We start from the raw sequence: 13,033 nt of genomic DNA, 5'->3' as shown, positions 1-13,033 counted from the left end.
CACTAATATCCTAGACTTAAGTGCAATAGATATTACCCTGTTATACAAAAGCAGATGGGATATTGAAGTCTTTTTCAAATTCCTCAAACAGGAATTAAATTTCAGCCATCTAATAAACAGAAGTGAAAATGGCATCATGGTAGTACTTTACACTACCATGATTGCCGCAACACTCCTATTAACCTATAAAGAAATTAATGGGCTGAAAGGATATAAAATAATGAAACAACACTTCTTGAATGAGCTGGAAAAATTATTGATGAAAGATATTGTGGCCTTATGTGGTGGTGATCCTAATAAAGTAGATTTATTACTTAAAATTCCCCCAAAGTGATCTTCCGAACACTTATGGTGTCCCACCGACCGAAACGATCGCCCTGATTAAAGAATCCTGTAGGCCTAGACTCCAACTATAAGATAGTGTACAGACCCTGAAATAAATTCAGGGTGACGAGTGTATTAGAGGTCTATATTCAGGGTGACGAGCGTGTTAGAGGTCTATATATCTATCGGCTTGTGTCCCACCGACCGAAACGATCGTCCTGAGCTACGCAGTAATTTATTTCTTCACCTTAACAGGTAGCCCTTTTACTTTGGTTTTATTGTCGCTAACAAAAGATTCCCAGCCCGAGTAGGTTTTTGATTTTCCTCCTGTGGTAATTTTCTGAAAAGAATGGCAAACTGCAACAGCTAATCCATCGGTAGCATCCAGGAATTCTGGAGTTTCCTTAAAATTAAGCAGTCTTTGCAGCATGGCAGCAACCTGTTCTTTAGTGGCATTACCATTTCCGGTTATCGATTGTTTAATTTTTCTAGGCGAGTATTCCGTTACCGAAATATTTCTCGATAGGGCAGCGGCAATAGCCGTTCCCTGCGCGCGACCTAATTTCAATAGTACTTGAATGTTTTTACCATAAAAGGGTGCTTCAATGGCTAAAACATCAGGTTTATATTGGTCTATCAGTACTACAGTTTTTTCGAAAATACGTTGGAGCTTTAAAAACGGATCATCTAAATGGGTCATTTTAACCACACCTAAACTGAGCAGTTCGGTTTTATTCCCCTTTTCTAAAATCACACCATAACCCATCACTGCGGTTCCCGGGTCAATACCCAAAATTATCCGTTCCTTTTTTTCGCTCAACATTTACAGCAATATTAAGCATATTTGCAAACTAAAAAAGATAATCTTGACAGGTAAGCAAAAAAAAATATTCTCTTTACTTATTAAAGCGGCAATTGTTGTATTTGCTTTCTGGTTTATTTATCATAAGCTGGTTTCTAATAAAAATCTGCAAAACTTTAAAACACTACTGGCAGATATTCCTCGCCTTGAAATTATCACTGTAATTGGGAGTGTATTTTTACTCATGTTTGTCAACTGGTTTTTAGAGGCTGCAAAATGGAGAAGGCTGATAGAACATATTGAAAGTATCAGCTTTTATCGGGCAATTGAATCTGTTTTTTGTGGTTTAACCTTAGCCATATTTACACCAAACCGCTTAGGCGAGTACGGGGGGCGGGTTTTCTTCCTCTCTCCAAAAAGGAGAATTGTTGGAGTGGTTGCCATGACTGTTGGTAATATCGGGCAATTGGTACTCACCAATGTATTCGGTGCCATAGCGTTGAGCATTTTTCTCTACCGTTTCATTAATCTGGATTACAGGCTGTTTTTTGCCATTCAAATACTCGTATTTGCCTTCTGCCTGTTTTTTATTGTTTTCTTTTTTAACATCAGGTGGTTAAATGGTATTCTGCTCTCCATTAAATTTACTCGGAAGTACAAGAAGTTTTACAGCATTTTAGGAAGATATAGAAAGAATGAGCTATTTAAGATTTTGATGTTTTGTTTGGCCCGTTACGCTGTATTTAGTTCGCAGTACTTTATTCTTTTTACCTGGCTAATTCCAGGCCTGCATTATGCAGATATTATCATGATGATTTGCATCTTGTTCTTCGTTCAGTCAACGCTTCCATCATTAGATTTATTCGATGTTGGCATTCGAAGTGTTACTGCATCTTACTTTTTTAGCTTCATTACCAGGCAAGATGTAGCAGTAATTGCTTGTACAGCCAGTATTTGGCTAATAAATATTATTATTCCTGCTATATTAGGCACTTATTTCGTTTTTAAACTCAATTTTTTTGGAACTTCTAAATCTAACTAGTCTATTATCCGCTGCGCTGACCTTAATTTATGGTTTCCTCGTTATTAGCTTTATAAAAGGCTGGCATAAACTTAAATATTTTACTCCGAAATTTTCTGAGGCTAAAACAAAGGTTTCTGTTATTGTGGCTGCCAGAGACGAAGAACAAAATATTGGCAAAACGATTGACGATCTTCTTGCACAGCGTTATCCAAAGGCACTTACTGAGATTATCATTATTGATGATCACTCTACCGATAGAACTGCGGAAATAGTACTGAGTTACCCTGCTCCGGTTAAACTGATAAAATTAAATGAGGCTGATGCCTTAAATTCTTATAAGAAAAAGGCTATTCAAACAGCCATTGGTACTTGCTCTGGTGATTTAATTATTACGACCGATGCAGATTGCAGAATGGCTGAAAATTGGTTGAGTACCATAGTTTCGTTTTATGAGGAAGGAGATTATAAAATGATATCTTCTCCGGTAGCTTATTTTCAGGAAAAAAGCTTCTTTGAACGATTACAGTCCTTAGAATTTTTATATCTGATTGGCCTTGGCGCTTCAACTATTGGAAACAAACAGCCCTCTACATGTAATGGAGCTAATTTAGCCTATGAAAAGGCTGCTTTTTATGAGGTTGGAGGTTTTCAGGGCATTGATGATCTGGCTTCTGGCGATGATGAATTATTATTGCATAAAATTGCTGCAAAATACCCCAATCAAATTGGCTTCCTGAAAAACAGCGCTGCCATTGTTTACACCCATGCTAAAGAAAATTTAAAAGCATTTATTCAACAGCGTAAGCGTTGGGCATCTAAAAGCACACGCTATAAGAATAAAGCGATTATTGTTTTGGGAGTGCTCATTTGGCTGTTTAACCTGAGTATGCTGCTGAATTTCGTAGTCGGGATTTTTATTCCTGAATTTTTAACCATTACATTTTACCAGTTATTAGTTAAAATGCTATTGGAAACATTATTTTTATGGGATGTAACAGGTTTTGCTAAAAGGCGAAGTTTACTCTTATTGGTGCCGGTTTTGAATGTACTTCACATCATTTACATGGTATACATTGGCATTGCGGGCAATAGTGGAAAATACAATTGGAAAGGTAGAATGGTTAGGTAATGGATAATAGCCCGTCGAAAAAAGTTTGGTTGAAATTTAAACGCAATAAACTGGCCTTAGCTGGTTTGGCTTTTATTTCACTCTTAATGTTGATGGGGATTTTGGGTTATCTGATTATGCCAGATGATTCTCCTAATGCCAATATTATGCATCTTCAGCTTACGAATAAAAAGCCGGGCAGAACTTTTAAGTTTTTGATTACCAGTAAAAATCCCAATATCAAGAAGGTCAATTTTTTTGAAAGGATGCTTTACGGGCAGGAGCCCAATTTTAAAAGTATTCCCATTACCGATTACCGTTTTGTGAAGGATAGCATTGTGGTTCGGGAGTATATCGGCGATGATGAAAAAGCTGAGGAAGTACGGTATAGTCTGAATGAAATATTCAGCCATAGGGTTCCAAAGATAAAAATGCCTCACCAGCCGGATGAGTTAGCACACATGCTGATTTATAAAAGAAAATTTCTTTTAGGAACTGATATTTATGGGAGGGATTTGCTCAGCAGATTAATATTGGGTATTCGGGTATCTTTATCTGTAGGCTTAATGGCGGTATTGATCTCCTTATTTATTGGAGTAGGATTAGGTGCTGTAGCCGGGTATTTCGGTGGAAGGATCGACGCAGCCATCAGCTGGTTTATGAACGTTGTATGGTCGTTACCCTCTTTATTATTGGTGATTGCAATTTCTTTTGCTCTAGGTAAGGGCTTCTGGCAGATTTTTATTGCTGTAGGTCTATCTACCTGGGTTGATGTTGCCCGTCTTGTGCGAGGGCAGGTAATGGCCTTAAAAGAAGTAGAATTTGTAGAGGCAGCAAGAGCTTTGGGTTTTAGTACCAGCCGAACCATTGTTAAGCATATTTTACCCAATATAGCCGGACCAATTCTGGTGGTGGCATCTTCTAACTTTGCCTCGGCAATATTGCTGGAAACTGGTCTGAGCTTTTTAGGGTTCGGGGCACAACCGCCTATGCCAAGCTGGGGGAGTATGATTAAAGAGCATTATGGGTATATTATTATGGACGCGGCGTACCTTGCTGTGTTACCTGGTTTAGCCATTATGCTCACTGTTTATGCCTTTAATGTACTGGCTATTGGCTTGCGCGATGCATTCGATGTGAAAGGGCAGAACGTTACGGTTTAGCTTTCTTTTTAGAAGCCTTTGCAATGGGGTTGTAAGTTAAGGCCAGGTTAATCCAAAAGTCTAGTTCTGTATTTTGCTGGAGCACATCCTCTGATACCAGAATATAACCTTTCATAGGGCGCGTGCCGCTCCACATCTGCTCCCAACCATCTTTATCGGCTAAAGTGTCTAATGTGTCAGGGTCAATTCTGAGCATGATTTTATCTTTCATTACACCAATGCATAGTTTCCCATCTACCATGTAAACCAAACCACTAAACATAAATTTTTCTTCTACATCTAAAAGATTCATCAATCGTTCGGCAATTCTATTGGCTAGTATTTCGTTGTATTTCATTCGTTTATTTTGTTTGTTCCATATATAATATCGGCAGCGTTAAAAAATTTGCTGAGCATATCATATTTCTGATTACAGAACTCGCCTAATTTTATATTTTCCGAGCTCACCTTTCTTTGGTGGCATTCAAAGCATATCTCTATATATTTCATTAATAAATTCTGATCATCTAAAAAGAGTATTGCGTTGCGTGGATTGTAGCAATTATAACCGGTTTCTGTAATTCGTAGACCCTGATAGCTTTTTGTCGATTTGTAGCCAAAATTATAGCGTATGTTGGTTAATTTATCAATTCCCGAAGATGATAGTGTTCGACGTTAGTTTAAAATTGTGCATAAGGAGTTCATTCTTCCTAAATCTAGTATTTTAATAGATGTTGAACAAAATATTTTACATAAAGGATTGTAATTCTGTAGTTTTGCAATATGTTATTGAATTGCTATCAGGAAGAGTTTTTAGAGGCTGGATGTGATGAAGCGGGGAGAGGTTGCCTGGCCGGGCCGGTATTTGCAGCAGCAGTTATTTTACCCAGGGGGTTTGTATTGGAAGGATTAAACGATTCAAAGCAATTATCTCACGGGCAAAGAGATTTGCTGCGTCCGATTATTGAAAAGGAAGCCTTAGCCTGGGCGGTAGCTTCAGTAGATCATGAGGAAATAGATCGCATAAATATTTTAAATGCCTCGTTTCTGGCTATGCACCGGGCCATTGAGCAATTACATACTAAACCCGAATACCTGGTTATTGATGGAAACCGATTTAAAACCTATCCACGAATTCCGCATAGCTGTATAATTAAAGGGGATGGTAAATACCTGAATATTGCAGCAGCATCAATTTTAGCGAAAACACATCGTGATGAATACATGACTAATTTACACCATGATTTTCCACATTATAATTGGCTCAGTAATAAAGGTTACCCTACCATAGCACACCGCAAGGCAGTTTTAGAAATTGGTTTGTCTCCTTTTCACAGAAAAACCTTCAATGTTAGCGATCCACAGCTAGATCTGTTTTCAAAAAACGCCTAAATTTCGTAAATTCACAGCATTGTGAAAATTCTGTTAATTACTAAGCGGATTCCCTTTCCGCCAAACAGTGGTTACCCAATTGTGGTGTACAATACCATAAAAGGTCTACTTCAGCTTGGTGCAGATATTACTTTGTTTAGTCTCAACCCTTCAAAGGGCAAGGTAGATGTTGATGATATTTACGATCCCGTTTTTGAACAAATTAAATTTCACACGCATGAGCTTGATACCGATGTCAATGTGTGGTCGGCATTCTTTAATATTTTTACCAACGAATCTTATAATGTTTCCCGGTATTACAGTGAAGATGCAGCCAAACAATTGGAAGGTTTACTGAGAGAGAATAGTTTTGATATTATTCAGTTTGAAGGCCTTTTTGTAGTTCCATATCTGGATATAGTAAAAGCCAATAGCAGTGCTAAACTGATTTACAGAGCGCATAACATTGAGTTTACCATGTGGGAGCGGCTTTCACATTCGGAAAAATTCCTGGTACGCCGGAAATATCTTGCTTTTTTAGCTCAACGATTAAAGGCCTACGAAACGGATCAGATTAATCGATTTCACCAGATTTTTGCTATTAGTGAGCCAGATCGGCAAAGTATTTTAAGGTTTGGCTGCAAAGTGCCGATGTCGGTATTTCCGGTAGCCATTGATTTAGAAAAATATAAAGTAGATAAAAGTAAAACCAGCTTTCCAACCCTATTTCATTTAGGGGCTATGGATTGGCGGCCGAACCAGGAAGGATTAGAGTGGTTCCTGGACGATATTTGGCCAGATATTGAAAAGCTAAATAAAGATCTTCGGTTTTACATTGCAGGTAAAAATATGCAGAAGCATTTTTTTGAGTATGACTCTGAAAATCTGATTGTAGAGGGAGAAGTTTTTGATGCCGTAGAGTTTATGAATTCTAAAGCCATCATGATTGTGCCCTTAATTTCAGGTACCGGAATGCGGGTAAAAATTATAGAGGGAATGGCGATGCAGAAATGTATTATCGCTACCACTACTGCTGCAGAAGGGATTAATTGCCGGCATGGTCATGATATTTTGATAGCAGATTCTGCCGATGAATTTTACCGCTCAATCTTGCAATGTATCATCAACCCTAAAAGGTGGGTAGAGATAGGTGATAATGCCAGAAAAACTGTTGAAAACGATCATGGCGTACACCTTATTTCTTCTAAAATGTTGAAAATATACGAGGAGTTGCTCAGTGCGTAATACATGGTTCCTGTCTAACGAACGTTATTAAGCATCTGGTTACTGATCCCTGAGTTACAGCCCAGGTAGGATGAATTGAACTGTTAGTCTTGATCCTCATCCTAATCAAACGTTTGAGTTTTTCTTTCCAAAAACAGATTAAATTAAGCCCAAAACATTGCCTTTTTCTTAGTATTTTTGCCGCCAACTAAAAATTAAGCATGAAAAATACCGCATTAACAGAAAAGCACATTGGCTTAGGCGCAAAAATGGTTCCATTCGCAGGTTATAATATGCCTGTACAATACGAAGGCATTAATGCCGAACATCAAACAGTAAGAACAGGTGTTGGTGTTTTTGATGTAAGCCACATGGGCGAGTTTATTCTGAAAGGTGAAAATGCTTTAGATTTAATTCAACGCGTAACCAGTAACGATGCCTCTAAATTATACGATGGCAAAGTTCAATACTCGTGTTTACCGAATAAAGATGGCGGCATAGTTGATGATCTTTTGGTTTATCGTTTAGATGAAAAAACTTACATGCTAGTGGTTAATGCTTCTAACATCGAAAAAGACTGGAACTGGATTCAACAGTTCAATACTGCTGGTGTAGAAATGCACAATATTTCTGATAAAACTTCACTTTTAGCTATTCAAGGCCCTAAAGCTGCAGAAGCTCTACAAACCTTAACCGATGTAGATTTAGCTTCAATGGAATATTATAGTTTCAAGAAAGGCACATTTGCCGGTGTAGATAACGTTGTAATTTCTGCAACAGGTTATACCGGTGCCGGAGGTTTTGAAATCTATTTCGAAAATCAATACGCCGATCAAATTTGGGATGCCATATTTGAAGCAGGAAAAGCACATAACATTAAACCTATTGGTTTAGGTGCGAGAGATACCCTTCGTTTAGAAATGGGATTCTGTTTATATGGAAATGATATTGACGATACCACTTCTCCAATTGAGGCTGGTTTGGGCTGGATTACCAAATTCTCCAAAACTTTTACTAATTCTGAAGCATTACAAGCTCAAAAAGAAGCTGGTGTGGCCAAAAAATTGGTAGGATTTGAAATGGTCGACCGTGGTATTCCCCGTCATGATTATGAAATTGTAGATGCTGAAGGTAACAATATTGGTAAAGTAACTTCTGGCACACAAGCACCTTCTCTTCAAAAGGCAATTGGAATGGGCTATGTGGCTAAAGAATTCACTAAAGAAGGTACCGAAATCTTTATCAATATTCGCAATACGCCAATTAAAGCTAAAATAGTTAAGTTCCCTTTTTATAAATAAGATTTTTCGTTTAGTTATGCGCCTGACCTTTTAGCAAGCGCATAACTATTATTTTATTCTCCCTATAATATGTCAAAGAAGATAGAAGTTTGTTTAACGCCCGCATTGATTGATTTATATGATATTGAAAAAAGTATTGTTGTAGTTATAGACATTTTGCGTGCAACATCTTCCATCACTTATGGTATAGAAAATGGTGCCACTGCTATCATTCCGGTGGCAAATGTTGAAGACTGCCTTAACTACAGTAATAAGGGCTATTTATTAGCCGCCGAACGCAATGGTGAAGTGGTGGCAGGTTACGATTTCGGAAACTCTCCTTTTTCCTATACCCAAGAAAAGGTAGGTGGTAAAACAGTTGTGTTAACTACAACCAATGGCACAAAAGCTCTACACCTGGCCCATAAAAGAGCCGCACAAGTCGTAATTGGCTCTTTTCTGAATCTAGATTCGCTTTGCGAATATCTGGAAAGCCAAACCCATAACGTCTTGTTGCTTTGTGCGGGCTGGAAAGATCAGTTTAATTTAGAAGATACACTTTTTGCAGGCGCTGTAGTAAATAAATTGCGCAAAGGTTTCGAACATTTCGACGATTCCAGTGTAGCCGCGGAAGACCTGTACCTTTTAGCTAAAGATAATTTAAGAGGCTACCTTCATAAATCTTCCCATAGCCATCGCTTAGCACAGCTGAATATTGAGGAAGATGTGGTATTCTGCCTTCAGTTGAATATTTGTAAAGCCATTCCGGTTCTGGAAGGGGAAAGCCTGGTTGCATTAAAACGATAAGGTTTAGAACTTAAAGCTTAGGCCTAACAGGAGGGCGTTCGTATTAAATGTTGCTCCATTAAATAGCGTTTCTTCTGGAGGTTGATTCACATAAAAAGCCCTGTCTACACCCGAATGGGTATCGATCCTATTAATTTTGTAGCTTAATTCCAGGCTTAAATTTTTATTTAAAGGGACGGAAAGGTTCAGGTTTCCTGCTAAACTAAATGAATTGGCTTTGTGTGTAAAGCTTACCGGCTTTTCAAAATCCGGGATAAGATTCCAATTGGCTTTTGCAGAGTATTTATAAAAGCCTGCCAATACCTCTGCACTTATTTGGAAAGATTTAGTGTTGAACCTGAATTCAGCCCCAAGATCGATCCCAGTATAGGCAGTTTTGTAAGTAGACTTTAAACCTGCCGTATTCGCATTGCTCAGGCTTTCCAATAGATAAAATTCCTGCTGCCTGTATGCAACACCAACTGTTGGATTTACACTGAATTGATCCATCCTTAAAGCCTGATAAGACAGCTGTAAGTTTGTTTTAAACAGGTGGCCTTTACCTGCGTTAAGTACATCATTGTAAAATGCACTTTCTCTGTTGTCGTCTGCATAATCTGTATCTGTTGCTTTACCAGAGCTGATATTGTAGTATTCGCTGCTGGTTTTAAGAGTCAGATTTTTAATCACCTTATAGCCGATATCCAGGCCCAATCCTAAGCCTTTAACATCCTTCCATATTAATTCGGAAAGTATGTTGGGAGAGGTACCTGCGGCATTGCCTGCAATAGACCAGTCAAAATTAGATTTCTGAAAACCGACTGTTGGTTTAATACTCCATTTCAGGCTGTCTGTTTGGGCAATAGCTTTTAAATTCAAAAGCGTAAAAAGAAACAGGGGTATCAGTAGGTAATTTCTAATGGATTTGGACATATCTTGAGCTAACAGTAATTATATACACCTGACAGGTTAATTAAGTCCTGGCAGGTGTAAAATACTATATTTTATTAAAAAGGATAAACTGAAGCAATGAAAGATTTGTCTGTTGCCGATAATACCGTGTTCCATCCCACCTGAAAATCGCCGATGGTAAGTTCATTCGGAACCGAGTAATGCATGATTGATGTTTTATCATAAGCACTATAATTGGTTTGTGTAGTGCTGTATTTCGTAAAAAGATTATTATCTACCTGCGCTTGTGTCCAATAATTTGGTGCAGCGGCATAGTAGGCATAAACAGCTGGTTTGTCCCAGGGAATGGCCACTAATGGATGCTGATGTTCATGAATCATTCCCAAAGCATGGCCAAACTCGTGAATCACAACTCTGCTGTATTCCGAATCTGTAGTAGTAGAAGTAAGCCAGCCAAAATTCATAGTCGCATTGGCTCTGGAGATTGCATTGGCATCCGTACCAATGTATGACCAGGAGCCATCGCCACTCACAAAACTTACTCTGATGGCAGCGGTTCTATCATTAGTAACAAAATTGAATTTAATGTTGGCATATTTTTCCCATTCTTTAGCGTATTGAATCACTTTATTGCGGATAGCCAGCGTGCTGCCATTTAAACTTACTTTAAGCGTAGCTCCTGGGGTCCATTTTTTAGCCTTAAGTACCGCACCTCTCGGGGTTGTGCCATCTAAAGATCTTTCTGTACAAATCTGAATATCGCCAAGCGGATTCACACTTTGTAATTCCGGAGTTTCGAGTGTTTCAGATTCAACTGGTTTTTCTTTTTTACAAGAATATAAAATAGTAGTTAATGTTAGGCCTAGAAACAGAACCTTGGTTAGGTGTAGAGTTTTCATGTTTTTGATTTAAATTAATTAATGATTAGTAATTAGGTGATTACAAAAACATTCAGAATATCGTAAAAATGGGGATTCTTCTTCCCTGGAAGAAGTTAGTAAAAGTTAAAATCATAGATAGACACTTAGGGTTAACCTCGCTTTACTGCAAGTTATAACCCTAATTTAAATCAATGTCTGTGATTTATCAAGAGAAATGTAATATAAATTTTACTTAGTGTAGTTTTTACAGTTGTATTTTGTGTAGATTTAATATATTTAAATGTGTGTATTATAATACATTTTAGAGTTATCTTGTTATTAAATTTCTGATTGTAGGATTATTCTTGATGGTAATAAGCGCCTCTTCGTGTGCCAGCCAATAAATTTCCTCTGCCCGTTTCATATCAAACGTGCTTATTGCGCCTAAACCTTTTGGTTCAATCAATACATTACAGAATTTAGCCTTACGCTCCATATCATGGTTAATAGACATGATGCCGGCACGCCCCATCAGGTTGGTGATTCCGGTAATTTTATCTACAGGTTTCAAGTGGTTACATGAAGATCCAATAATGAAGTCGCATTCCTCCATTAACGGTTCTACAGGAAAGTTGTTCAGGATGCCACCATCTACGTACATCTGGCCTTCAATCATAATGGGCCTAAATATTCCGGGGATGCAACTTGAGGCATGTATGGCTCTGATTAAAGGACCTTTGGTGAAATAAACTAATCTGCCTTCGCTAAAATTTACAGCAGCAATGGTTAATGGAATTTTAAGTTTCTCTATAGCATCTTCAGGGAAATATTCTTTTAAAATTAGCGAGGTGTTTTCAATATTGATCAGCCCCAGTGAACCCACCGCAGGCCTAACAAATTTCCAAAGCTTAGTTTTAAGGAAGATATTTAATCCTTCTTCCGGATCGATACCGGCAGCAAAAAATGCTCCTGCTATGGCACCCGCGCTGGTGCCACTAATGTGACTAAACGTTATTCCTAGATTACTAAATGCCTTTAAAACGCCTAAATGTGCTATGCCTCTAATGCCACCTCCTGATAATACAATGCCAACTTTCATAAAATGAGAAATAGTTTACTGTTTGAGAAACTGTTAATGTTCGATGTTTGTTTGAGATACGCTTACTTAGGCTTCGGTTTATACCGGGATTGGTTTAAAATTTTCTGCGCATCATGATCGGCCATCAACTGCTGCAGCGTAACTTCAGGATGCTCTGCCATATATTTCTTGACCATTTGCCAACCCGTCCATACACCTAATTTTGGTGCCGACTCCCTGTTTTCACCAAGTCCTGGCGTAAATGGGCCTTCTGATAAGAAAACCTGTATCTTTTGGTAATCGGTTTCGTACAGGAAATTATTTTCTAAAAAATATGCCCATATATTTCCCTCGAAATTTTGCGCCCATTGCAATTGATCGGAAGTATATCCGATTTTTATGGAGTCTGGGGTGTGCTCAGGTAAAACCTGATCGAGAAAGTATAAGATCTTTCCCTGGAAAACCATCTTGGCTAATAACGACTTATTTTCGTCAGGTTCAGGAAATAATTCTTCATGCGCATAGGTTTCTGTTACACGTGGAACAATGTATTCTGGTGTAAAGCGTCTCGATAAATACAATGGAACACTTTGAATAATGGCTTTGTAAAATTTGCTGTCTTTACCTAAAAACATATCCAGGCCAATGCCTAAATACTGATCGCCAACAGGCATTTGATAGGCAAATCCTGAAACGAAGGAGATCATTCTCGGAATCCTGGCTTTGGGATAGTAATATTTGATGTATTTAAAAGTTTCTGTTAATCCAGCTTCCTGCGTTTTAAGATTGGGATAAACGCTGTCTACATCATGCGTCAGATCGGCGTAAGCCTTATCTTTAAACAGGATTTCCAGTACTTGCTGGTTGCTGTAATTGGGAGAGCCAATCATTTTATGGATATAGTCATCGTAAAACAATCCATACTTTTGGTTCAGGTTCAAATCAACCTGTGCCAAATCGTTTTGCCGAGCTTTGGCGAGCTCCTGATCAAAGCGCTCGATCTTAATATCTACATTAATATTACTTACATCGGGGCGCTTACTTTGCTTACAGGAAATAAATGCGATGGCGAAAAGAAAAATTAGATAAATTTGCCTCTGTTTTACGTTATACATCATGTAG

The 13,033-nt window shown here is 38.2% G+C and carries 14 protein-coding genes; 8 read left to right on the top strand and 6 right to left on the bottom strand.

Features of this window, described 5'->3' with window-relative positions; genetic code table 11:
- Positions 1-334: transposase (locus BMX11_RS20940; protein ID WP_139180240.1), on the top strand; the 334-nt coding region annotated here is incomplete at its 5' end.
- Between the two features lie 225 nt (positions 335-559).
- Here the strand turns inward: BMX11_RS20940 and ruvC are convergent.
- Positions 560-1,147: a crossover junction endodeoxyribonuclease RuvC gene (ruvC, locus tag BMX11_RS20935; RefSeq protein WP_090888428.1), complete on the bottom strand. Its 588-nt coding sequence runs from the start codon at positions 1,145-1,147 to the stop codon at positions 560-562.
- A gap of 43 nt (positions 1,148-1,190) precedes the next feature.
- On the opposite strand from ruvC, the gene BMX11_RS20930 reads away from it, so the two are divergent.
- From BMX11_RS20930 to BMX11_RS20920, 3 genes are read left to right on the top strand one after another with little or no spacing between them, the layout of a single operon-like run.
- Positions 1,191-2,168, top strand: coding sequence for a lysylphosphatidylglycerol synthase domain-containing protein (locus BMX11_RS20930; protein ID WP_090888425.1), 978 nt, complete (start codon positions 1,191-1,193; stop codon positions 2,166-2,168).
- On the top strand, positions 2,146-3,279 hold the full coding sequence (locus BMX11_RS20925) for a glycosyltransferase family 2 protein (protein WP_090888422.1): 1,134 nt from the start codon (positions 2,146-2,148) through the stop codon (positions 3,277-3,279). The genes BMX11_RS20930 and BMX11_RS20925 overlap by 23 nt, the downstream gene beginning before the upstream one ends.
- Positions 3,279-4,421, top strand: a complete 1,143-nt coding sequence (locus BMX11_RS20920) for an ABC transporter permease (protein ID WP_090888419.1) — start codon at positions 3,279-3,281, stop codon at positions 4,419-4,421. The genes BMX11_RS20925 and BMX11_RS20920 overlap by 1 nt, the downstream gene beginning before the upstream one ends.
- Here BMX11_RS20920 and BMX11_RS20915 read toward each other — a convergent pair.
- A complete protein-coding gene (locus BMX11_RS20915; protein WP_090888416.1) occupies positions 4,411-4,758 on the bottom strand; it encodes a TfoX/Sxy family protein in 348 nt (115 codons plus the stop codon). The genes BMX11_RS20920 and BMX11_RS20915 overlap by 11 nt on opposite strands.
- Before the next feature lie 425 nt (positions 4,759-5,183).
- On the opposite strand from BMX11_RS20915, the gene BMX11_RS20910 reads away from it, so the two are divergent.
- From BMX11_RS20910 to BMX11_RS20895, 4 genes are all read left to right on the top strand, one after another.
- The gene (locus BMX11_RS20910) at positions 5,184-5,792 is read left to right on the top strand and encodes a ribonuclease HII (protein ID WP_090888413.1); all 609 of its coding nucleotides are present in this window, start codon (positions 5,184-5,186) and stop codon (positions 5,790-5,792) included.
- A gap of 21 nt (positions 5,793-5,813) precedes the next feature.
- Positions 5,814-7,016 (top strand): glycosyltransferase, encoded by a 1,203-nt coding sequence (locus BMX11_RS20905; protein ID WP_090888410.1) that lies wholly within the window; start codon positions 5,814-5,816, stop codon positions 7,014-7,016.
- A 200-nt stretch (positions 7,017-7,216) separates the two neighbouring features.
- Positions 7,217-8,296 carry a glycine cleavage system aminomethyltransferase GcvT gene (gene gcvT / locus BMX11_RS20900; protein WP_090888408.1) on the top strand — a complete coding sequence of 360 codons (1,080 nt, stop codon included), beginning with the start codon at positions 7,217-7,219 and terminating at the stop codon, positions 8,294-8,296.
- A 69-nt stretch (positions 8,297-8,365) separates the two neighbouring features.
- Entirely contained in the window at positions 8,366-9,082 is a 717-nt protein-coding gene (locus tag BMX11_RS20895) for a 2-phosphosulfolactate phosphatase (protein ID WP_090888403.1), read from the top strand.
- Positions 9,083-9,085: 3 nt separating this feature from the next.
- On the opposite strand, the gene BMX11_RS20890 is transcribed toward BMX11_RS20895, so the two are convergent.
- The 4 genes from BMX11_RS20890 to gldB form a co-directional block, all read right to left on the bottom strand.
- Entirely contained in the window at positions 9,086-9,994 is a 909-nt protein-coding gene (locus tag BMX11_RS20890) for a hypothetical protein (RefSeq protein WP_090888400.1), read from the bottom strand.
- A gap of 74 nt (positions 9,995-10,068) precedes the next feature.
- Positions 10,069-10,872, bottom strand: coding sequence for a M12 family metallopeptidase (locus BMX11_RS20885; protein WP_090888397.1), 804 nt, complete (start codon positions 10,870-10,872; stop codon positions 10,069-10,071).
- A gap of 289 nt (positions 10,873-11,161) precedes the next feature.
- Positions 11,162-11,932 carry a patatin-like phospholipase family protein gene (locus BMX11_RS20880; protein WP_090888394.1) on the bottom strand — a complete coding sequence of 257 codons (771 nt, stop codon included), beginning with the start codon at positions 11,930-11,932 and terminating at the stop codon, positions 11,162-11,164.
- Between the two features lie 62 nt (positions 11,933-11,994).
- Positions 11,995-13,029, bottom strand: a complete 1,035-nt coding sequence (gldB, locus tag BMX11_RS20875) for a gliding motility lipoprotein GldB (protein WP_090888391.1) — start codon at positions 13,027-13,029, stop codon at positions 11,995-11,997.
- Positions 13,030-13,033 lie beyond the last annotated feature (4 nt).

The sequence above is a fragment of the Pedobacter rhizosphaerae genome, from assembly GCF_900111155.1.
In the GTDB taxonomy this organism is placed as follows: Bacteria; Bacteroidota; Bacteroidia; order Sphingobacteriales; family Sphingobacteriaceae; genus Pedobacter; species Pedobacter rhizosphaerae.
This window is presented reverse-complemented; position numbering and strand designations above follow the sequence as displayed.